Origin of the sequence: Pseudomonas sp. NPDC087612 (assembly GCF_044743505.1) — a bacterium.
Taxonomy (GTDB): Bacteria; Pseudomonadota; Gammaproteobacteria; order Pseudomonadales; family Pseudomonadaceae; genus Aquipseudomonas.
On record NZ_JBIUWO010000002.1, the window covers coordinates 206,222 to 227,519 of the forward strand.

Consider the following 21,298-nt stretch of genomic DNA (forward strand, 5'->3'; position numbering starts at 1 on the left):
AGCGGAGCCCATCATGGAAAAACGTGAAGAACTCTACCGCGGCAAAGCCAAGTCGGTTTACAAGACCGACGACGCTGACCGCTTGATCCTGCTGTTTCGCAACGACACCTCGGCGTTCGACGGCAAGCGCATCGAACAGCTCGACCGCAAGGGCATGGTGAACAACAAGTTCAACGCCTTCATCATGCAAAAGCTTGAAGAAGCCGGCATCCCGACCCAGTTCGACAAGCTGCTGGGCGACAACGAATGCCTGGTCAAGAAGCTCGACATGATCCCGGTCGAATGCGTCGTGCGTAACTACGCCGCCGGCAGCCTGGTCAAGCGCCTGGGCGTCGAAGAAGGCATGAAGCTCACCCCGCACACCTTCGAGCTGTTCCTCAAGGACGACGCCAAGGGCGACCCGTTCATCAACGAATCCCACGTCGTGGCCTTCGGTTGGGGCACCGCCGAGCAACTGGCGAAGATGAAAGAGCTGTCGCTCAAGGTCAACGACGTGCTGAACAAACTGTTCGACGACGCTGGCCTGCTGCTGGTCGACTTCAAGCTCGAGTTCGGCGTATTCCACGGCGAGATCGTCCTCGGTGACGAGTTCAGCCCAGACGGCTGCCGCCTGTGGGACAAAGAAACCCGCAAGAAAATGGACAAGGACCGCTTCCGCCAGGGTCTGGGCGACGTTATCGAAGCCTACGAAGAAGTTGCCAAACGCCTGGGCGTGCCGCTGTAACTGGCAAGTTCACGCAAGCGCCTGATACCACGCGAATTTTTTTCGCAAACAGGCTTTGCCTTTCGGCAAACTGCTGGTATCATGCGCGCCACTGGAGAGATGCCGGAGTGGCCGAACGGGACGGATTCGAAATCCGTTGTACTGGCAACAGTACCTAGGGTTCAAATCCCTATCTCTCCGCCATACAAGAGAAAGCCCCTGAATCGCAAGGTTCAGGGGTTTTTTCGTTTCTGCCTATTAATAAGTTCCAGATCACACAGATAACAAAAAGCCCCGCATTGCGGGGCTTTTGGTCACATGAGGCCGCATCAGGGTCGGCACACCAAGCGCTGACGCTCATAGTTCAACGCCTTGTCCCGCTCCGGCAGGCTATACGGCGCATTGCACTGGCGCTCGCCCCACTTGATGGTCAGGCTGCCCTGGTCTTCTTCCAGCAACACCAGCGCCTTGCCGTTGGGGTCGGAAATTGCCAGTTGCTTGCCGCTGGCGTCTTCCAGCGAGGCGCCGAACGGGATCATCGCGCCCTGTTCGTCGAACAGCTCGAACTGCACCCGCCGCCCGCTCTTGCCGGTGTAGCGGGCCACCACCACAGCGCCGCGGCGCGGTACCAGTTGCTGGGTAGCGTTGTCGATTTCGATGTCGCCGCCCAGTTCGCGGGTGTCCAGGCTGATCCAGTTGACCCGGTATGGTTGCGCGTTGGGGATCACTGCGTAGCCGTTGCGCCCGGTTTCGACGCCGCTGTAGCTGCTGATCTTGGCGCCTTTGACGCCCGGCACCTGGGCCAGGGCGAAGGTTTCGCCGACGGTCTGGCCGAGGTTGATGCCACCTTGGTGGGCAACCACCGAGCCCGATACGTTGAGGTTCTGCGAGTCGTAGCCGCGGCCCTGGCTGTAGCCCAGGGTGATGTCGGCCACCGAGGTGCGGGTGTTGAGGTTGGCCGAGGCGGAGTTGCCGCCGGAGCTGCTGTTGCCGCCCTGGACTGAGTAGAAGGTGTCGCTGGTCTCGGACAGGTAGCCGTTGACGCCAACCTGGGTGCTGTCGCCGCCTTTTTGAGTGCTGGTGGTGATGAACGCACGCGGCGCCCGCGCGCGGCTGCCCAGCGGGAAAGACACCGAGAGGTTGAACTGGGTATCGCTGCTTGAGCCGCCGTAGCCGTCGCCCAAATCCTTGGTGCGGGTAACGCCGAGGTTGTAGCTGGCTTCGCCCCAGTTGTTGCTGTAGCCGGCCGAAAAGCTCTGCGAGCCGCCGCGGTTCCAGTAGCGCTGGTCGCTGGCGTTGACGTACAGGCTGCCCAGTTCGCGGTTGCGGCCCATGCTCTGGTTGATGGTCAGGTCGGTGCGGGTCTTGGAGTTGCCCGGGCGCCGCTCCAGGTCGCTGCTCAAATCCTGGACGTGGTCGGTCAGGGTGCGGAAACCTTCGGTGGAGTAGCGGTACGCGGCCAGGGTGAAGTTGGTGTCGGTGCCGGTGAAGGTCTTGGCGTAGAGTGCACGCACACTGTTGCCCTGGGTGGTTTGCCCCAGTGCGCGGCTGCTCGAATGGGTGACGTCGAACGACACCGCACCCAGCGAAGTGTTCTTGCCGGCGCCCAGCGACAGCGCCTTGTAGTTGTCGCTGGCCTGTACGCCGATGATCCCGGTGAGGCTGCTGCTGATACCGTAGGCCAGGGTACTGCTGAGGATGTTCGGGGTGGCCATGCCGTCGGTGTTGCTGTTGAACTGGCCGGCCGAGACGCTGTATTTGACCTGGCCTTCACGCACCATGATCGGCAGGCTGGAGAACGCCTGGGTGGTCACCCGGCGGCGGCCGTCCGCCTCGACGATAGTGATTTGCAGGTCGCCGTTGGAGCCGGACGGGTAGATGTCGCTGATCTCGAACGGCCCTGGCGGCACGCTGGCGGTGTACAGGATGTAGTTGTTCTGGCGGATCTCGACGGTGGCGTTGGTCTGCGCCACGCCACGGATTATCGGCGCGTAGCCGCGTTCGCTGTCGGCGCGCATGCCTTCGTCGGACGCAAGCTTCACGCCGCGATAGCGCACGCTGTCGAACAGGTCGGTGTCGCTGAAGATGTCCCCGGCGCTGAACTGGCCCTTGATGGCCGTGACGTCATGTTGCAGATAGCTGCGATTGCTTTTGAAGGTGCTCGGGCGACCGGTGCTGCTGGTGAAGTTTGACTCGTTGCGCAAGCGCCAGGCACCGAGGTTGATGCCGTTGCGCAGGCCGAGGTTATTGGCGATGCGCGTGTCGGCATCGCCGGCGCTGCGGCTGCTGTTGTACTGGTAGTTGATGAACGCCGCCGGCACGCCGTCATCCCACAGCGCCGGGTCGACGTAGCCACGGATGCCGCGCTGCATTGCCACTTGCGGCACGCTGGCCGCCAGTTGCAGGCGCGCGGCGTCATAGCGCAGGCTGGCCTGGTCGATCAGCGCCGGCAGGTCGTAGCAGCTTTGCGGGGTGTTCGGGTCGAACTTGCCCTGGGCCTGAAGTTTGTTCAGGTCGATGCCAAGCTGTTGCAGCAGTTCCAGGGTCAGGCACGGTTCGACGCGGCCGGTGGCCGGGTTGCGGTTGAAATCGATGTCACGCCGGCCCACCAGCACTTCGTTGCTGTACAGGTCGACCCGGTAGTTGCCCGGCAATACGCTGTTGGCCGACAGCAGCAGTTGCAGGTCGACCGACGAGGGCGCGCCCTGCAGGAAGGTGGTGTTGAAGGCTTCCAGTTGTTGTGCGTCGCTGGCGTCCTGCGCGGCCAGCACCGGCATTGCGCCAAGCACGGCCAGCGACAGGGCGCTCAACTTCCACAGGCGGGCAGTTGCAGACTGAGCGCGCGCACGTTGGCCGGCGCAATGAGTTGGCCTGTTACCGGAAGATAAAGACATGCGAAGGAACCTTGTATCCCGAATAACGACTGGGCGCGGCGAGGGGCGCAGTTACGCGCAGGATTAACGCCTGGGCATTAACCGTTATTGTTTGCCCGGCGCTTGGGCAGCGGTACTTGCCTGGCCGCTGGACAGTGTCGTGGTGTACTGATTTTGCGCACCGTAATCATTGATGCTGGAAAAACTCAGGCGCACGTTGTTATCGCTACCCAGGGTTTTAACCGGAAATGTCTTTACTTCACCCGGCGCGACCATGGTCGAGTCCGCTGCCAGTTCGCTTTGTTTGCCCGCCTCAAGTTTTATATCCGCCATCGAGACGTGATAAAGGCTCGGGTTACTGACCTGCAACAGGGTCTTGCCGTTCTGGCGCAGCAGTTGCCATTGCAATTCGGTCGGCGCCATCAGGGCGTTGCCCGGCAAGCCTGCGGGGCGGAAGAAAATCTTGATGCGCTGGCGCACGGCCAGTTGCAGGGTGTTGGCGGCGGCCGCGGCCTGGGGGATTTCCTGGACGTTGAGCCAGACCACCGACTCTTTGTCCGCAGGCATTCCGGCACCTTCGTACAGCACCCGCAGCAACTGCTGTTCACGGGCGAACACCCGTGCCAGTGGCGGGGTCACGGCAAAGGGCACGCTGCGCTGGGCATCGCTGTCGTCGACCCAGGATTGAATCAGCACGTCCTGGTTGCCATTGCGCACGGTGACGTTGGCTTCCTTGTGGTTGCCATCAAAGACAATCCGCGTGGCACTCAGCGAAATACTGGCCATGGCCTGGCCGGCCATGAGCATGCCGAGCAGCCCCAGGCATGCGGGAATAGAACGACGCAACATGGTCTGTACCGTTTGATTCAGGGGTTTTGCTTCAGGGCCAATGGCGAGGCCGGGCGGCCTCGCACAAAGCAGTTCAGGCGCTACGACTTATTCGTATTGCAGGATGAACGGCAGGGTGGCGTCACCGCGACCGGCGGTGGCAGTGCCCGCTGCGCCAGTGGTGACGTAGGCGGCGGAGAAGTTGAGGATCGCATCGCCACCGGCAGCGCCGGTACCGTGCATATCGCTCTGGATCTTGGCGGTGGTTTTCGAGCTCAGGTCGATCAGCGCGCCGTTGCTGTCGAGCAGGGCGATACCGACGTTGGCTGCAGTGCCGGTGCCTTTGGTCAGGGCCAGGACTTTCTTGCCGGTGACCAGGCCCGAACCGCCGCTGGCGGCGTCAAAGATCATCGAGACTTTGGTGCCCAGGTTGCAGTTGACGTTGAGGTTGAAGTCTTTACCGGTGACACGGCCCGAGGACGGGCTTTCAGCGGTGCCCATGTCCTTGATCGATACAGTGCCCATGTCCACGGAGATCACGCGATCAGCGTTGGCGCCGTCAACCGAGCAGGCGTCGTTGTTGATCACGCCGGTGAAGGTGATCTTGCCGCTGCCACCTTGAACCGGGGTTGGGTCCGCAGCCAGGGCAGCGCCGGACGCTGCAAGTACGGACAGGGTGATAAGGGCCAGTGAGAACTTCTTCATGGTGATGTCCATTTGTATTGGTTGGAAAGTGCTGCATGAAAATGCCAATACACAATAGAGCGGGGGGTGTTTACCGAACATCAGACGATTCTTATAAGGCCTGAGCCCAGCTGGGGCGGGCGTTCTGGCAACAAAGTCTATATCGGCCGCTGACCTTGTTGCCCGGTAACTTAGTTGAAGATACTGCGCGCCAGACAATAAGCCAGTAAGTCCTGGTCGCTATTAACATCAAGTTTGCGCATGGCTGAAATCTTTTGTGCGCTGATGGTCTTGGCACTTCGGTTCTGGCTGCGGGCAATATCACTGACACTTTTACCGGCGACAAACAGTCGCAGTATTTCAAACTCTTTGGGTGACAGTGTGGCAAACCGGTCCTCGATCGCCGCGGTGGTTTCGATGACCGAGGTTTTTGCAGGTTCCAGGCTGCGGTACTGGCTCTGCTGGGCCACGGCCTTGAGCGCCAGCTGGATTTCGGTGTGCAACTGGCTCTTCTGGATCACCCCGACCACGCCCAGCTCATGCAGGCGGGTGAGAATCAGGTGGTTGGAGATCATCGTCAGGATCAGCACCTGCAAATGCGGAAAGTGCCGCTTCAGGTAATCGACCAGTTTCAGGCCGTCGCCATAGGGTGAATCGGCCGGCATGTTGTAGTCGGTGATCACCAGGTCCACCGGTTGCTGTTCGAGCAGCTCGATCAGGCCTTTTGAGCACACGGCTTCGCCGACCACGCAAAAACGTTCGTCACGTTCTACCAATTCGCGCACACCGAGAAGCACGATCGGGTGATCGTCCGCGATGATGACTTTGAGTTTGTCCATAGTGGCTGTCCGTAGTACCGGTATAGAAGGTTAGGGGGTGTCCATACGGCCGCAGGTAAGCCTGATTGTTGTTACTCGAGCGCATCCACAACAGCGGCAAGCCGGCTCAGTATCTGCTGCACTTCAAGGCGCAGTGAGGCATTCAGCACCGCACCAGCCAGGCGGCACTCAAGCGCCGTACAGTGCTCGGCCAGCTCACTGGCCTGTACCGCGCCCAGGGCGCCGGCGATGCTGTGCAGCCTTTGGGCGACGATTCTACCGTCACTTTGCTCCAGCGCGCAGTGGATCAACTGCAAGTCATCGCGCATGGTGCTGATGAACAGCGGGCGCATCCTTTCTGACAGCTGCAGGCTGTCGCTGGCCGGGGCGGCGGCGGGAGCGGTGAGGGTGTCTGGCTCGACCCGCACCGCGGCACTGTGCAAGGCCGGGCGGCAGAGCTTGAGCAGATGGCCGCGCAGGGTCTGCAGGCTCAGCGGCTTGACGATCCAGGCGTTCATGCCGACGGCGATGCAGCGCATGCCCTCTTCGCGCATGGCATTGGCGGTGACGCCGATGATCGGCAACTGCGGGTCATGCTCGCGCAGGGTGCGGGCCAGTTCATAGCCGTTCATGACCGGCATGTTGACGTCGGTCAGCACCAGGTCAAAGACTTCGGGCTGCCACAGGTGCAGCGCTTGTTCGCCGTTGCTGGCGACCACCGCGGTGCAGCCCAGGGCCTCGAGCTGTTCCTTGATGATCGCCTGGTTGATCGGGTTGTCTTCGGCCACCAGGATGCGCAGTTGCAGGTTGTCGGCCTGCTGTTGCGCGGCCTGCTGCGATGCCTGCGGCGCGCCCAGGCGGGCCATGCCCACCGCATCAGCGATGGCGCGCAGGTTGTGCAGGTCGACATTCCAGCCCTGCCCGGTGTATTCCGGCGGGTTGCGCCCACCGGCCGTGCACAGCACCCGTGGCCCCGGCCAGGCTGGAGCGTTGGTCGCCGGCAAGGCATCGACCAGTACCGCCGGCGCATGCTTGGCTTCCAGCGGTTGGGGGGCCAGGGCGGCGTGTACGCCGAGGCGGACAAGCCAGTCGACCAACGATTGCGCCAGCTCCTGTACCGGGGCGCGCACGTAAACCGGAATCGACGCGGCTGCAACTGGCGCGCTGCTTAGGGTTTGGCCTGCCAGCACCGGCAAGCTCATGCGCAGGGCAAAACTGCTGCCCAGCCCCGGTTCGCTGACCACTTTCAGTTGCCCACCCATCATTTCGCTAAGCCACCAGCAGATCGGCAGGCCCAGGCCTGCGCCACCTTCGCTGCAGGCGTCCTGCACCTGGTAGAACAGCTCGAACAGTTTGGCCTGCTGCGCCGTGGAGATGCCGATGCCGGTGTCGGTGACCTGCCACTCCAGGTTGACCTTGTCATCTTCTCGCGCCAGCACCCGGGTGCGCAGGACCACGCGCCCGGTGTCGGTGAATTTGATGGCATTGCTCAACAGGTTGTTGAGGATCTGCCGAATGCGCATCGGGTCGCCGAACAGGCGCTCGGGCAGCGCGGCGTCGGTGCAGGCATAGAGCTGCAGGCCCTTGCGCTGGGCGAAGGCGGCATAGGTGTGCAGGGTGTCTTCGATCAGGTCCAGGGGGCAGAACTCGATGGACTCGATCGCCATCTGCCCGGACTCGATCTTCGACACGTCGAGCACGTCGCTGATCAGCTGGAACAAAGTAGCCGACGAGCGCTGGATGGTCTGCAGGTATTCCTGCTGGCGCGGCTCCAGGCGAGTCAGGCCGAGCAGTTCGAGGGTGCCGAGCACGCCGTACAGCGGGGTGCGGATTTCATGGCTCATGGTCGCCAGGAACAGGGTCTTGGCTTCGTTGGCGGCATCGGCGGCGCGCCGAGCTTCTTCCAGGGCCGTGGCGTCCTCGATATGCCGGGTGACGTCGTTGAAGGCATACAGGCGCACATCCTGGCCCTGGTAGCGGGTCGAGACAAAACCTACCTGCAGGTGCCGGCCGTCGATTTCCAGGTAGGTCTCACCCGTCTCGCCCTGGTCGGTGCGCCGCTCCAGGGCGCTGATCAGCTTGGCGCTGCCCGGCGACTGTTGGGCCCGCTGGTTTTCCATCAGCACCTGGTTGTCGGCGCGGCGCACCACGCACAGGCCGGTGGGCGCGGTGTCGATTACCACGCGGCTGAAGGCTTCGCTTTCGGCGATGCTGGCATGGGCCTGGCGCGCCGGCAGGATCACCTGGCGGCGGTACCAGCGATTGGCGCCCCAGCCCATGGCGATAGCGCCGAGCAGCAAGGCGCCAAGGCTTGCCAGCGGCCATAGCGCATAGCCGAAGAAGCTGCGGTAGTTGAGGGCATAGACCGCTGTCCACTCCGGGCCATTGTGGTTGACCAGCTTGAACACCAGGCCTTCGGGCTTGAAGTTGATCCCTTCATGCAACGGCGATTCTGGCCACAGCGCGCCGATCAGTACCTGGCCGGAAGGCGCCACCAAGGTGAAGTGGTCATAGATTGACCATTCCATGATGCGTTCATAGTCATTGGCCAGGGACAGGTCGAGGATGCTGGCGATCATCACCCGGGTATCGGCGCCCTTGATGCGTATCTCGTCCGCGGCCAGCTGGATGCCGATGTACGCCAGCATGCGCGCCGGGCCGGGGCTGGTGGCGCTCGGGCCATAGTGTTGCCAGCAGACTTCACCTTCGCGGAGCAGCTGATGGTCGCGTGGCAGGCGATCGATCACGGTCCTGACAATGTCGACGAAGGTTTCGTTGTGCGGGACAGTCTTGCCCCCTGCATGGCCGGCGGCTGGCACGGTGATGTCGAAGTTGCCGTGCTGGTTGAACAGGAACACATGCGGCGACTGGTAGTGCGAGGTCGACCAGAAGGCGCTGTAGAAGCTCGCCAGGTGCGCGCCGAGGGAGAAGATCTTGGCGTATTCGCTGGCAGCGATTTTCTCCGGGTCGATTTTGGCGCTGAAGGGCATGGAGTAGGAAAACTCCTGGCCCTGGTAGATATTCGGGCCTTCTTCCGGCAAGGCTTTGAGCAAGCGCACCTGGGCATTCTCGTCCTTGAGTAATTCGCCCTGGTGGCTGCGCTGGGCCAGGCTGCGCAAGAACACTTCCTGTTCGCGGATGTTTTCCATCAGCCGGGCAAAATGAAAGCGCACGTTATCGTGCTGCTCTTCGATCAGGCGCTGAAACGACCAATAGCTGGTGCCGACCAACAACAACGCCAGGCCCAGCAGCACCATCAACCCTTTGTTCAGACGCAACGAACTGCGGGTGAGTTTTTCCAGCAGGGCGTTGTCGTGCTTCATCAGGAACTTCCGCAGTATCGGTAATGGTGGCTGGATGGAGTGTACCTCTGCTGGCAGTTCAAGGGCGCTGCGGCCACTCAATAGAAGGTGGCCGGCCCGTCATTGGTGAGCAGTTGCTGGAACTGCTCGGACGACACCGCGTGGGAAATCAGAAACCCCTGGGCCTGGTTGCAATCGATCTTGCGCAACAGGGCCAGCTCCTGGGGCGTCTCGACCCCTTCGGCGACCACCGTCAGCCCCAGCTTGCGGCCCAGGGCGACGATGCTGGTCAGCGCCGAGGTCATGCTTTCGTTTTCATGGCAACCCTGGACCAGGGCGCGGTCGATCTTGAGCTCGGTGAACGGCGTCGAGACCAGGTTCATGTACGAGCTGTAACCCTTGCCGAAGTCATCCTGGGACAGGCCGAAGCCCTTGATGCGCAGGCGGCAGGCGCCGGCGTAAAAGTTACTGATGTCCTGGGGCACCGAGCACTCCATCAGCTCGAAGCAGATCTTGCCGGGGATGCCCTGGTGATGCAGGACGAACTCCAGCAGGCGGTCGGCCAGGTCATGGCTGTTGAGCAGGTGGGTCGGCAGGTTGATCGATACCGGAATGTCATACCCCTGCTGGCGCCAGCGCGCCTGGGCATGGATCGCCTGCTTGAGCATCAGCCACAGCAGGCGCTCTTCCAGCTCGAAGGTCTTGAACGCCGGCAGGAACGCGCCGGGCAGCAGCACGCCTTGCTCCGGGTGCATCCAGCGCACCAGGGCTTCAGCGGCAACGATGCGGCCATTGCTGAGGGATTTTTTCGGCTGGAACCAGGCCTGGAACTGGCCGTTGCTCAGCCCATGGATAAGCGCCTGGTAGTCGAACTGCGCCACCGCCGGCGGCACCGGCGGCGCGCTGCGGTTCTTGCCGTTGAGCTGATCGGTGAGGTTGCGCAGGGCATCGGGCTTGACCGGCTTGGAGAGCAGGCCGATTACTTCGACGCCAAGGTTTTTGGCCACCAGGCTTGCAGCCATGAGCATGCGCTTGGAGGCGGCGCTCATGATTGCCAGGTCCGGTTTGCTGCGCAGCCTGGCCAGGCCCTGGATGAACTGCACGCCGTCCATGCCGGGCATCAGCAGGTCGGTCAGCACCAGGTCGAAGTCACGCCGCTGCAGGTGTTCCAGTGCTTCCTTGCCGTCCTGGGCCGCTTCGAAATGGAAATCGCCCAGTTCGCTGAACAGGTGCTGCAAGTACATGTGCTGGAACGGGTGGTCCTCGACGATCAAGATGTTATAGGGCTTCATTGGAGGTCTCTTGATAAGGCGCCAGATAGTTGAACAAGGCCCGCAACGCGAAAGGCTTGACCAGGCAATGATTCATTCCGGCTGCAAGGCATAGTTCGGCTTCGCCGCGCATGGCATTGGCCGTCGCTCCGATGATCGGGATCGAGCAGCCTTGGCGGCGCAGTTCTCTGGCCAGTTCGTAGCCATTGAGTTTGGGCATGTTCACATCGGTCAGGACCACGTCGAAGTGCCCGCTTTTCCACAATTGCAGGGCCTCGATACCGTCCCCCGCCAACTCGACGGTGCAGCCGAGCTCTTCGAGCTGATCACGCAGGATCAACTGGTTGATGATGTTGTCTTCGGCCACCAGGATGTGCAGCTCGAGTTTCTGCATTTCGCGCTTTTGCGGGTCATCGGTACGGGCGATCCACAGCCCCTGGGCCTGGCGGACAGCCTGGTAAAGAGCACTGAGGTGGTTGAGGTTGACCTGCCAGCGGCCGTCTTCGAGTTGCGGCTCGCAGCAGCCATGGGCGCTGGCCAGGATCAGTGGCCCGCTCCAGTCGGCCACCAGCGCTTGCTCGGCGCTGCCGGGGTGCAGCTCGAGCAGCAGGTGGCCGCTGGCGGCATCCGCCGGCGTTGGCCGCCCGACCTGGGCCCGGGCGCCCCAGCGGCGTAGCCAGCCGCTGATCGACTGCGCCAGCTCGCGAATCGGCGAGACTACGTAGATGGTCTCGGGCAACAGGTTGCCCTGGGCCGGCAGGTCGCTGCTGGCCGAGGCTTCTTCCAGTGGCAGGGTCAGGGTAAAACTGCTGCCCAGGCCCAGTTCGCTGACCATGCGCAACTGGCCGTTCATCAACTGGGTCAGGCGCTGGCAGATCGGCAGGCCCAGGCCGGTGCCGGCCACTACGTTGGTGTTGCCTTCAGTCTGGTAGAACGGCTCGAAAATGTACGGGTGGTCTTCCTCGGCGATGCCCTTGCCGGTGTCCGACACCTGCCACATCAGGCTTGAACGCTCGCCATCGCGGTTGATCAGCTTGACCCGCAACACCACCCGGCCGCTGTCGGTGAACTTGACTGCGTTGCTCAGCAGGTTGTTGAGGATCTGGCGGATCCGCGTCACGTCGCCAATCAGCCGCTCCGGCAGTTGCGGATCGAAGCAGGCGTACAACTGCAGGTTCTTGCCCTGGGCCGCGGCGCTGTAGCCCTGGATGACCTCGTGGACCAGCTCCGCGGGCGAGAACTCGCTCAGCTCCAGGGCCAGTTGCCCGGCTTCGATCTTCGACACATCCAGCACGTCGCAGATCAACTGCAACAGGGTCGCCGACGAGCCTTCGATCGCGTGCAGGTAATCGCGCTGCTGGGCGTCGAGCTGGGTGCGCGCCAGTAGTTCCAGAGTGCCCAGCACGCCGTACAGCGGGGTGCGGATTTCATGGCTCATGGTTGCCAGGAACAGCGTCTTGGCCTCGTTGGCGGCATCGGCCGATTGCCGCGCTTCTTCCAGCGCCGCTTCTACCTGCTTGCGCGCACTGATGTCGCTGAAGGCGCAGAACAGCACGTCCTCGCCGTTGTAGCGGGTCGGCGCGCTGCTCAGGTACAGGTGGCGACCATCGGCGGTGGCGAAGTAGTCGCTGCGCTCGGCTTGCTGGCTGGCGAAGGCCTGGCTGATCCAGCCGGCGCACAGCACATCGCGCTCCAGGCCGTCGCCCAGCCATTGTTGTGCCAGGGTGTTTTCCAGCACCACCTTGCCGTCGGTGCGGCGCAATACGCACAAGGCCACCGGCGCGGTCTGGATCACATCACGGCTGAACGCTTCGCTTTCGATCAGGGCCTGGATGCGGTTGATCGCCGGTGCGATGAAGCGATGTTCGATGCGGCGCATCAGCAGCAGGATCAAGGTCACGGTAAACAGGCAGAACAGCAGCGAGCCGACCAGTTGCTTCCACAACCCGGCCAGCACCGCCAGCAGGTCGATCGAGTACACCAGTTGCCAGTCCGAGGACTTCAGGTGCTTGCGGATCACCAGGTGGTCGGGGATCCAGCCGTCGCCGACAAAGCCGAAGAAGTTTTCCCCCTGGGAGTTGAGCAGCATCCGCCCCAACTGCGTATCGTGGCTGTTGGTGAACACCAGCATGCCTTCGGAGTTGAGCATCATGAACTCACCGGCGCTCTGGTCATTGAGCGCCGCCGACACCTCACGGCTGTCCATTTCCAGGCCCAGCCAGCCCGACTCGGCGTCGCGCTCATCCAGGCGAATGAAGATGTACAGGTACGAGCGCTGCTCGGTCTGGTCGGTCAGCCACAGTTCGGCGGCGGGGTAGGGGCTGTTGTCCTTGAGCGCCTGTAGCTGCTCAAGCATGCGCGGCGAAAACCCCGGCACCCCGGGGGCGGAGTTGTACAGGCGCCTGACCTGCGCGTTCGGCCCGGTGTCGACATACAGCAGGCTGACCTGCTTGTCCTTCATGTAATCGCGCATGCGCTGGGTCAGCCAGATGCTCCAGCGGTTGTCGCTGGTGCTGCCCAGCTGCAGGTGCACTTCTTCGCTCGATGGCAGGTAGACCAGGGGCCTTGCCTGTTTCGACTTGCGCACCGCCGACAGGCTCAGGCTCTCGAGCAAGGCCTCGCGGTTGGTGAAGAAAGTGTGCGCCTCGGCGATCGCGCTGCTCATGTAGCCGCGACGCTGGGAGATGTCGTTGTTGAAGGTGAACAACAGGAAGTTGTACACGCCGCTGAAGATGCCGATCAGCAAAACCACGGCGAACAACCGCAGCAAGCGGCGGGCGGCTTCGGGGCTGGAAAGAAGCGGGCTGATTTGCAGCAGGTAGCTTTTTAATCTCATTCGCCGACTCTAGTGAGTCGCGAATGCTGCAGACATCAGACAATCCTTAAACATAGGCCCTGGCGCAGGCGTTGACCAGCCAGCGGGCGCTTATTTGTCCGGTTCTGCGACCTGCTTGGCAAAGCGCAACAATGCCTATCAGACAATCCTTAAACATTGCGCCGTCTGGCCGACACTCAAGGTATCAACCGTTTTCGCAGGAGTGTCGGCATGAAGAGTAAATATGTTGCTATCGCTGCAGGGTTGCTGTTGGGTCTGAACGGGGCCTGCATGGCCGCCACGCCGGTTGCCCAGGGCGTGATCAATTTCACCGGCAGCATCGTCGAGTCGCCGTGCACGCCTTCGGCCCGGGCCGGTGCCTTGAACCTCAGCGATTGCCCGGCCCAGGCCCGGGGTACCCGCATCGAGCTGCAGCAGGTCGTCCCGCAGGCTTCGGTCACTACGCCCGACCATGCGCCGGTCAACGTCAGGCTGGTGGCCGACAGCGGCACGGCCGGGCGTTACTACAACCAGCAGTACGCGCTGCTGGATGCTTCCGGCAAGGCCCTGAGTTCCGGCGCCTACCTGATTACCCTGACCACGCCTTAAGGCTTGGGCGTAAGGGCGTTTGAGAATTGTCTTAGAGTCTCTGCAGACGACCAACGGTAACCTTGCCAGTACTTCAGCGAGTCGCAGCGTTTATAAAGACTCGCGGAGCCCATCTGTCAGGTTTACCGAATGTCAAACATAGCATTGCGCATAGTGATCGCTGATCGGCAGCAGGATCAGCGAAGCAAGATAGAAAACATGCTCAACCGCCTGGGGTACAGCCGCGTTGCCCACTTGAGTAGCTTTCAAGCGTTGCAAGCCGCGACCCGGGCGCAGGGCACACCCTTCGACCTGTTGATCGTCAACACGGTGCTGGTGCCTTCCCGGCAGTTCAACCTGTTGAAGTTCTGCCACGACAACCCGCGCATCCGCCATGCGCTGATCTATGAAGGGCAACGCGCCGATTGCTCGCGGGTCTCGGTGCCGGTCAATGCCAGGATTCAACTGTGCCTGTCGCCGGCACCGGACCTCGACTCGATCAAGCGCTGCCTGCACAGTGTCGATCCGCTGTTTGCGCATTAATCAGCGCGCCCACACCCCGCACCCGCTTGGATTTTCAAACGCCAACTGGTAGCGTGCAGCACCTCGCTGTATTGCCCGATCCCTTTCGTCATCGTTGCCTGTTTCAGGGCCGACGTACACGAGTACCCGTTGGCCCGTTCAAGGGCGCCGGCGCAGGACGCATCGGGCGATGCACAGTCATTCGCAAATGGAGTTCACAATGACGCAGAACAGCACCGTGCTGTCCGGAATCCAGCTGGATCAATTCATCGACCGTCTTGAGGTCGAGCATCAGGAACACGGTGACGACCACGTGCTGGGCCTGCTGCGCGCCCAGCCGCTCAAGGCGGCCTCGCTGGAGTCGATCGATCGTCTGCACGTACTGTGGGTCAACGCCGGTGACGCCGACGCCTCCAGGGCGGTGCTGGCCGACGACGGCCAGGCGCTGATCGAGGCGACGCCAGAAGAGGCGCGCAACGAACTCAAGGTCAACCTGCTGATCTACCAGCTGCGCCTGTGCAACTACCTCAAAGACGAGCAAGGCCTGCTGCAGGCCCTCGACGCCCTGCAGCAACTGAGCAACGAGTCGCTGGCGTTCGATATCGAACAGTACCGGCGCTACCGCATTTTTGACGATCTGCAGCACACCACCCTCGACGTCGCCCTCAAGGCCATCGAGGTGCGTCACACCCTGGCGTTGATCAACCCCGGCCGCCATGCCTTGCGGGCCTGGGACGATGCCGACCAACACCGGCGCCGGGCGCGGGTGCTGGCTGCCCACGAACGTGACGAAGAGGCTCGCGAAGCGGCGCTGGCGGCAATTACCGCGTTGCGCACCGCCGCTGCTGACCAGGACGTCGACGGCAACGACTGGCTGTGGCTGGGCGATGCACTGATCGAAATCGTGCCGCTGCGCCTGGCGATGTTCGAGCAACCTGTGGTGCAGTTGATCGCTGAGCTGTCGCTGCCCCAGCGCCGCGAGTGGGAAGTGCGCCTGGCGCGCCTGGCGGCGCGCTCATTGAAGGCCCAGGGCGACCTGCCCGGCGCCTTGAAAATCTGTGAAGTGGCGACCCTGGAACTGGACTCCAGCGGCGGTGACAACTTTGTCGAATTCCACTTGCCCTGGTTGCTTGAAAACGGTCAGATCGACGACGCCGGGCAGCGTGCATTCATGGAGATCTATGGCGTTCGCAACCAGATGTGGCCGGGCACTGCCTACTGGGTACACGATCGCCTGCTCGATGCCGAGGACCAGTCGCCATGGTGGCCGCTGTGCGTGATGCGCGCCTGTGATGATCAAAAGGTCTTGGAGCGGTTTGTTTCCGGGCTGCCATGGCGCGACGAGTCGACGCCGTCCATGGGCCCGTTGCTCGATGCGCTGCATGCTGCCCGCGATGACCTTGAGCAGCTCGACAACGTTTTCGCCCAGGCCCTGGAAGAAGCCCGCCGCCGCGCGCCGAACCACCCCTGGATCAACCGCCTGCTGGCAGTGCGTGAACGCCAGGCCGGGCGCATTGACGCCAACACTGAACTTACGATGCTGCGCGAGGCCGTTTCGGCCGGCAATATGCAAGACCACCGTAGCGCCTACAGCCTGTTCAGCGCCAATGCCAGTGTGTTCGGCATTGTCGATGCCTTGCGCCAACCGCTGCTGACAATGGCTGGTGGCATGAACTATTACAGTTTCGCTTGCAACATCGACGACCTGGTCGAGGTGGAAGTCGAGAAGCTCTCGAGCGAGGAAGCAGATCAGGCCTGGTCGTTGTTGCGCGAAGTACAAAAGCTGGCCTACGAACGTGGCCAGGCGCGCATGGAGCAATGCTTCGCCACCGGTCGCGGGCATCGTTACGATGCCTGTGTGCACATGTACTCGATGCTCTGCAACAACCTGGCGATCAACTACCGCTGCTACAACGACCAGCGCATGTATGAGCAGGCCCTGGAGCTGCATGCCCGTGGCATTGCCGCCAGTCCGTTCGCAGAACACTATCATGGCACCCTGCAAAACCGCATTGAGCTGGGGGATGACGCGGGCATCGCCGAAGCCGCCGAGCAGCTCTGGCACTTCGCCGCCGACTATGGCTACAGCCGCCACGACCCCGAAGAGTACCTGTTCGAAGTCAGCCGGGCCCTGTACCGCCTGGACCGCGAACGCGAAATCCTGATCTGGCTCGAGCGCGTGCTCAAATGGCAGGAAGAGCAAGGAGTCGCCGACAAAGACCTGGAAATCTCGCAACTGTTCGCGCGGATAAAAGTGGCCACGTACCTGTCGTACAACCTGCCGGAGGCCGCCACCAGCCTGTGGCTGCGCTACGCGCCCTATGTCAACGAAGGTGACATCGCCAGCCTGCTGGGTTGCTCCGGCGATGTGCTCAAGGGCCTGGGGCGCAAGGAAGAGGCCATCGCCTACTACCAGCGCTCGATCCTGCGCAGTGATCCGGACAACGCTATCGACCAGAGCAACAATGAAATCTTCAGCCAGAGCATCGCCGAGCTGCAGGCCGTTGATAAACCGGCTGGCAAGGCCTGGTGGCAGATATGGAAGTGACACCGGAGCTGCGACAGTCCGGTTACGCCCCGCGCAACGCACTCAATGCCGATCAACTCAAGCGCGCCATTGCCGAGCGCAGCAAGGCCCGTGGTGATGCGCCAGAGGTGGGCAAATGGTTGCTCAACCATTTCTACCGGCACCTGGTCGGCAACTTCGAGCCGGCGCGGCCGATCCTGACCCTGGAGCAGGCGGTCGAGGCGCTGGGGGCCGAACCGCCGGCGTGGGTGGCCAGGCACTTGGGCGACGCCGGCAAACAGTCGCAGCAGGCGCCGCTGGTCTGGATCGATCCGCAGCAGGCGCCACTGCTGGCCGAGGAGGCCTTGCTGGTGGAGTTCCTTACCTCGCGCCAGGGCACCGCGCTGGCTGGCAAGCTCGATCGCATCAACTGCCCGCAGGCGCTGGCGCTGTGGCACAAGGAGCACGCGCAGATGGCCGCGCGGCTCGAGCAGGGCTGGCGCCAGAGCCAGCCCGAGGCCTTGCTCACGCGGGTGACCACTGCTGAGCACGTATTGCAGGAGCTGCGCCCCGAGAGCCCTTTGCTGCGCGCCGAGATGGCCTTTGAAAGCTACGTGATGCGCCACTGCCTGGGCCAGTTCGCCGATCGCCGCGCCCTCACCGGCGGCTACGGCGAGCGCTATGCCGAAGCGGTGGAGCAGCGGCGCATGCGCGTGTTGAGTTTTCGCGACGGCCAGGGCCAGCCACACATCACCATCAGCCTGATCGTTCAGGCCGACGGCACCTTGACCGTCGAGCAGGTCAAGGGCAAGCAGAACCGGCCGCCGGTCGAGCGTTATTACCAGGACTTGCTGCAGTGCCTGAATGCCCTGGGCACCGACCAGCAGACGCCCGCCGACTGCATCGCCATCGGCATCGTACGCACTGAAGCTGGGTGGCTGCGCATCGAAGAGGTCAGCGACCCGACCGCGCAGACCCGCCTGGTGGCCCGTTATCCGCAGCTGTACGAGCGCCTCGAAGCGCCGTCGGCCATGGTCGAGTGGCTGGTGGCCGGGCGTCAGCCGCAGCAGTTCTTGCAGGCTGGTCCGCAAGCGGTGTCGGTCAAGTACGCCACCCGGCATATCGTCAGCAAGCGCGCTGAGCGTCAGCTCAATGATCCGCTGTACCAGACCGAAGGCGTGCCATGGCCGGACATGACGCCGGCCGAGGGTGAGGAAATCCAGGCCTGGCAGGCCCGGGCAAGGTAAGGAGAAACGCATGTTTTTACTGATCGCGGCTGTTGTTTCAGCCTGGTTATTGTGGCGGGTATTGCGACCGCGTGCCGCGCCGTTGTTCAGCCAGCGCAAGCACTGGTCGCTGTTGTTGGCCAGGCCCATGGCCGATGCGATGGGCGTCGAGGGCTTCTACTCGCCGGCCTGCGATCACTTCAACGAGCAAGCGCAGAAGATCGTGCGGGCAGCGTTGCTGCACCAGGCCGGGGTTCGCAGCAACTGCGATGACGAGGCCGTGCGCGCGCACTTCAGCGCCACCCTCGAACAGCAATGGTACAGCCTCGACCTGCAGGCGCTGACGGCCAGCGATGAGCCGCGTGCGGCCATGGCCTTTGCCTGTGCGCGGGTGGCGTTTGTGGCCCGTTGTGCGCTGCTGATGCGCTGGCTCGAGCCTGATCTTGCCTGGCGTGTGCTGCTGCTCAATGCGCAGCGGGCGCAGGACTGTTTCGACAGTTGGGAAGATTTCGGCAAAGCCTATAAGCTGGGGCGCGAGCAATGGGTCGCGGCGTTTCGCGTCGACTCGCTGGGCGAAGCGTTCCACGAGCAGCATCTGCGCCAGTTGCTGGCCCCCGGCAGCGGTGCCTGGGCCGATATTCCCTGGCATACGCCCGCGGCGTTGAGCCCGGCGCTGGCGGGGTAACTGCGCGACTGTTGGTTTCAGCATCCCAGAGGGGCATTGCGATGATCGGCTTCACCTTTCGCCAGTTGGAGTATTTCGTCGCTGCCGCCGAGCAGGGTAGTGTCAGTGCCGCGGCGCGCACCAAGCATATTTCCCAGCCGTCGGTGTCGCTGGCGCTGTCGCAGCTGGAGGCGAGCCTGGGCGAGAAGCTCTTTCATCGCCAGGTCAGCCGTGGCCTGGAGCTGACCCCGGCCGGGCGCAAGCTGCTCGAACAGGCGCGCGACATGCTCAACCTGGCCTCGGCCATCAGCGGCAAGGGCGAGCAGCAACAGGTGGTGCGCGGGAGCCTGAGCCTGATCTGCTTCCAGGACCTGGGGCCGTACTACGCGCCGCGCCTGTTGAGCGGCTTTCGCCGACGCCATCCGGAAGTCACCATCACCTTGTTCGAAGCCGATCTTGCCGAGGTCAACCGGCGCCTGAGCGATGGCAAGGCGGAGCTGGCGCTGACCTATGACGTGGGGCTCGATGCGCCGATCGAAAAGCGCGTGCTGGCGCAACTGACGCCTTACGCCCTACTGCCGGCCGACCACCCGCTGGCGTTGCAGGAGCGGGTATCGCTGGTGGACCTGGCCACGGAGTGTTTGATTCTCGAAGACATCGCCCGGACACGCGAATACTTTCTTTCGCTGTTCTGGGCCCATGACCTGCAACCGGCCAGCCTGCAACTGACCCAGACTTTCGAGATGCAGCGCGGGCTGGTCGCCCATGGCTATGGCGTGGCGCTGTCTTGCACCCGGCCGGTGGCCGATTGCAGCTACGACGGCCAGCCGCTGGCCTGCCGGCCCCTGCTGGAAACGGTCAGCCCGCAGCCGGTGGTGCTGGCCCAGTCCAGCGCCATGCGCCCGTCACCGGCGGCGCAGGCCTTCCTCGACTGGGCCAGCGAGCAGCTGGCGACCTGATCAGTTACCCGGCGATCCGGCCAGCCTGACCTGCGCTTGGCGGGCGACGAACAGCCAGTAGCCCAGTGACAGCAGGGCCAGCCAGCCGATGCCCACGTACAGGGCCATGCGCGTGTCGGGGAACCAGGCCAGCACGCCGAAGATGAACAGCATGAACACCACCGCGCAGGCCGGGCCGACCGGCCAGAACGGCACCGGGAAGTGCAGCCGGGCTACCTCCTCGGTGCTCATGCCGCGGCGCATGACGATCTGCGACAGCAGGATCATCAGCCACACCCATACGATCGAGAAGGTCACCACCGCCGCGAGGATAAGGAACAGGTTGTCCGGCGCCAGGTAGTTGAGCACCACCCCCAGCAGCAGGGCCACGGCCATCACCACCACGGTCATCCACGGCACACCGAAGCGCGACAGCTGGGCGAAGCTGGCCGGTGCCTGGCCGTTGTGGGCCATGCCGTACATCATCCGCCCGGCGCTGAAGATGTCGCTGTTGATCGCCGACACCGCCGCCGAAATCACCACGATGTTCAGCAGCGTCGCCGCCGAGCCAATGCCCAGGCCGCTGAAAATCTGCACGAAGGGGCTACCTTCGCTGCCGATCTTCGACCAGGGGTAGATCGACATCAGCACCAACAGGGTGAACACGTAGAACAGCAGGATGCGCAGCGGCACCGAGTTGATCGCCCGGGGGATCACCCGCTGCGGGTCCTTGGCTTCGCCGGCGGTGATGCCGATCATCTCGACGCCGCCGAAGGCGAACATCACCACGGTGAACGAGGCGATCATGCCGCCTACGCCATTGGGGAAGAAGCCGCCATGGCTCCACAGGTTGCTCACCGCCGCCAGGGGCTCGCCGGCGCCGCCCAGCTGGATGCCGAACATCAGCACGGCGGCGCCGGCAAGGATCATCGAGACGATGGCGGTGACTTTCAGCAGCGACAGCCAGAACTCCAGTTCGCCAAACACCCGCACGCTGCACAGGTTCAGCGCGCCGATGAAGAAGACGATGCCCAGCACCCAGATCCAGCGCGGCGTGTCGGGGAACCAGAAGCTCATGTAGACGCCGAAGGCGGTGACATCCGCCAGGCACACCACCAGCATCGAGAAGGCGTAGCTCCAGCCCGTGAGAAAACCGGCAAAGCGCCCCAGGTACTGGCTGGCGTATTGCCCGAAGGAGCCGGACACCGGGTTGCGCACGGCCATCTCGCCGAGGGCGCGCATCATCATGTAGATCGCCGCGCCACCGATCAGGTAGGCGAGCAACACCGAAGGGCCAGCCAGTTTGATGGCCGCTGCAGAGCCATAGAAAAGCCCGGTGCCGATGGCAGAACCGAGTGCCATGAAGCGAATGTGGCGGGTACTCAGACCGCGCCGCAAGGCGGTGCTGTTTTCGTTCATCCCAGGTAACTCCTCGTTGTTCTTATTCTTGGATAGCAAGGCGCCGTAGGACACAGGCAGGGCCATTAACCGGCCAAAGGCGGCGGGCTGACAACCGTCGCGCCATACAGATTGCCTATAGTGGCGCATAGGTAATCTGTG

15 protein-coding genes and 1 tRNA gene are annotated in these 21,298 nt (G+C 62.9%); 8 read left to right on the forward strand and 8 right to left on the reverse strand.

Annotated features, from left to right (window positions below):
- The first annotated feature begins 13 nt into the window (after positions 1-13).
- Positions 14-724, forward strand: coding sequence for a phosphoribosylaminoimidazolesuccinocarboxamide synthase (gene purC / locus ACIOVF_RS04560; RefSeq protein WP_045193505.1), 711 nt, complete (start codon positions 14-16; stop codon positions 722-724).
- Positions 725-817: 93 nt separating this feature from the next.
- Positions 818-907 (forward strand) — tRNA-Ser (locus ACIOVF_RS04565).
- 125 nt (positions 908-1,032) lie between these two features.
- Here the strand turns inward: ACIOVF_RS04565 and ACIOVF_RS04570 are convergent.
- The 7 genes from ACIOVF_RS04570 to ACIOVF_RS04600 form a co-directional block, all read right to left on the reverse strand.
- Positions 1,033-3,597 carry a fimbria/pilus outer membrane usher protein gene (locus ACIOVF_RS04570; RefSeq protein ID WP_401287851.1) on the reverse strand — a complete coding sequence of 855 codons (2,565 nt, stop codon included), beginning with the start codon at positions 3,595-3,597 and terminating at the stop codon, positions 1,033-1,035.
- Positions 3,598-3,681: 84 nt separating this feature from the next.
- Positions 3,682-4,425 (reverse strand): molecular chaperone, encoded by a 744-nt coding sequence (locus ACIOVF_RS04575; RefSeq protein ID WP_401287854.1) that lies wholly within the window; start codon positions 4,423-4,425, stop codon positions 3,682-3,684.
- 87 nt (positions 4,426-4,512) lie between these two features.
- On the reverse strand, positions 4,513-5,109 hold the full coding sequence (locus tag ACIOVF_RS04580) for a fimbrial protein (RefSeq protein ID WP_401287857.1): 597 nt from the start codon (positions 5,107-5,109) through the stop codon (positions 4,513-4,515).
- A gap of 170 nt (positions 5,110-5,279) precedes the next feature.
- Positions 5,280-5,927, reverse strand: a complete 648-nt coding sequence (locus ACIOVF_RS04585) for a response regulator (RefSeq protein ID WP_045193500.1) — start codon at positions 5,925-5,927, stop codon at positions 5,280-5,282.
- Between the two features lie 71 nt (positions 5,928-5,998).
- Entirely contained in the window at positions 5,999-9,229 is a 3,231-nt protein-coding gene (locus ACIOVF_RS04590) for a response regulator (RefSeq protein ID WP_401287860.1), read from the reverse strand.
- A 77-nt stretch (positions 9,230-9,306) separates the two neighbouring features.
- Positions 9,307-10,500, reverse strand: coding sequence for an EAL domain-containing protein (locus ACIOVF_RS04595; RefSeq protein ID WP_045193498.1), 1,194 nt, complete (start codon positions 10,498-10,500; stop codon positions 9,307-9,309).
- Positions 10,487-13,315 carry an ATP-binding protein gene (locus tag ACIOVF_RS04600; RefSeq protein WP_401287864.1) on the reverse strand — a complete coding sequence of 943 codons (2,829 nt, stop codon included), beginning with the start codon at positions 13,313-13,315 and terminating at the stop codon, positions 10,487-10,489. The genes ACIOVF_RS04595 and ACIOVF_RS04600 overlap by 14 nt, the downstream gene beginning before the upstream one ends.
- Before the next feature lie 210 nt (positions 13,316-13,525).
- Here ACIOVF_RS04600 and ACIOVF_RS04605 point away from each other — a divergent pair, with 210 nt between their 5' ends.
- From ACIOVF_RS04605 to ACIOVF_RS04630, 6 genes are all read left to right on the forward strand, one after another.
- On the forward strand, positions 13,526-13,903 hold the full coding sequence (locus tag ACIOVF_RS04605; RefSeq protein ID WP_093386285.1) for a hypothetical protein: 378 nt from the start codon (positions 13,526-13,528) through the stop codon (positions 13,901-13,903).
- A 198-nt stretch (positions 13,904-14,101) separates the two neighbouring features.
- Positions 14,102-14,425 (forward strand): chemotaxis protein CheY, encoded by a 324-nt coding sequence (locus ACIOVF_RS04610; protein WP_230090928.1) that lies wholly within the window; start codon positions 14,102-14,104, stop codon positions 14,423-14,425.
- Between the two features lie 199 nt (positions 14,426-14,624).
- Positions 14,625-16,952 (forward strand): hypothetical protein, encoded by a 2,328-nt coding sequence (locus tag ACIOVF_RS04615; RefSeq protein WP_401287868.1) that lies wholly within the window; start codon positions 14,625-14,627, stop codon positions 16,950-16,952.
- The gene (locus tag ACIOVF_RS04620; RefSeq protein ID WP_045193492.1) at positions 16,943-18,157 is read left to right on the forward strand and encodes a hypothetical protein; all 1,215 of its coding nucleotides are present in this window, start codon (positions 16,943-16,945) and stop codon (positions 18,155-18,157) included. The genes ACIOVF_RS04615 and ACIOVF_RS04620 overlap by 10 nt, the downstream gene beginning before the upstream one ends.
- Positions 18,158-18,167: 10 nt before the next feature.
- Positions 18,168-18,821 carry a DUF1266 domain-containing protein gene (locus tag ACIOVF_RS04625; RefSeq protein ID WP_045193491.1) on the forward strand — a complete coding sequence of 218 codons (654 nt, stop codon included), beginning with the start codon at positions 18,168-18,170 and terminating at the stop codon, positions 18,819-18,821.
- A gap of 41 nt (positions 18,822-18,862) precedes the next feature.
- Positions 18,863-19,759, forward strand: a complete 897-nt coding sequence (locus ACIOVF_RS04630; RefSeq protein ID WP_045193490.1) for a LysR substrate-binding domain-containing protein — start codon at positions 18,863-18,865, stop codon at positions 19,757-19,759.
- Here ACIOVF_RS04630 and ACIOVF_RS04635 read toward each other — a convergent pair whose 3' ends face one another.
- The gene (locus tag ACIOVF_RS04635) at positions 19,760-21,157 is read right to left on the reverse strand and encodes an amino acid permease (protein WP_045193489.1); all 1,398 of its coding nucleotides are present in this window, start codon (positions 21,155-21,157) and stop codon (positions 19,760-19,762) included.
- Between the last annotated feature and the right edge of the window lie 141 nt (positions 21,158-21,298).

Bases quoted from the DNA above. Each gene is read 5' to 3' on its own strand.
- purC (WP_045193505.1), top strand. From the start codon at position 14: ATGGAAAAACGTGAAGAACTCTACCGCGGCAAAGCCAAGTCGGTTTAC.
- ACIOVF_RS04570 (WP_401287851.1), bottom strand. From the start codon at position 3,597: ATGTCTTTATCTTCCGGTAACAGGCCAACTCATTGCGCCGGCCAACGT.
- ACIOVF_RS04575 (WP_401287854.1), bottom strand. From the start codon at position 4,425: ATGTTGCGTCGTTCTATTCCCGCATGCCTGGGGCTGCTCGGCATGCTC.
- ACIOVF_RS04580 (WP_401287857.1), bottom strand. From the start codon at position 5,109: ATGAAGAAGTTCTCACTGGCCCTTATCACCCTGTCCGTACTTGCAGCG.
- ACIOVF_RS04585 (WP_045193500.1), bottom strand. From the start codon at position 5,927: ATGGACAAACTCAAAGTCATCATCGCGGACGATCACCCGATCGTGCTT.
- ACIOVF_RS04590 (WP_401287860.1), bottom strand. From the start codon at position 9,229: ATGAAGCACGACAACGCCCTGCTGGAAAAACTCACCCGCAGTTCGTTG.
- ACIOVF_RS04595 (WP_045193498.1), bottom strand. From the start codon at position 10,500: ATGAAGCCCTATAACATCTTGATCGTCGAGGACCACCCGTTCCAGCAC.
- ACIOVF_RS04600 (WP_401287864.1), bottom strand. From the start codon at position 13,315: ATGAGATTAAAAAGCTACCTGCTGCAAATCAGCCCGCTTCTTTCCAGC.
- ACIOVF_RS04605 (WP_093386285.1), top strand. From the start codon at position 13,526: ATGAAGAGTAAATATGTTGCTATCGCTGCAGGGTTGCTGTTGGGTCTG.
- ACIOVF_RS04610 (WP_230090928.1), top strand. From the start codon at position 14,102: ATGCTCAACCGCCTGGGGTACAGCCGCGTTGCCCACTTGAGTAGCTTT.
- ACIOVF_RS04615 (WP_401287868.1), top strand. From the start codon at position 14,625: ATGACGCAGAACAGCACCGTGCTGTCCGGAATCCAGCTGGATCAATTC.
- ACIOVF_RS04620 (WP_045193492.1), top strand. From the start codon at position 16,943: ATGGAAGTGACACCGGAGCTGCGACAGTCCGGTTACGCCCCGCGCAAC.
- ACIOVF_RS04625 (WP_045193491.1), top strand. From the start codon at position 18,168: ATGTTTTTACTGATCGCGGCTGTTGTTTCAGCCTGGTTATTGTGGCGG.
- ACIOVF_RS04630 (WP_045193490.1), top strand. From the start codon at position 18,863: ATGATCGGCTTCACCTTTCGCCAGTTGGAGTATTTCGTCGCTGCCGCC.
- ACIOVF_RS04635 (WP_045193489.1), bottom strand. From the start codon at position 21,157: ATGAACGAAAACAGCACCGCCTTGCGGCGCGGTCTGAGTACCCGCCAC.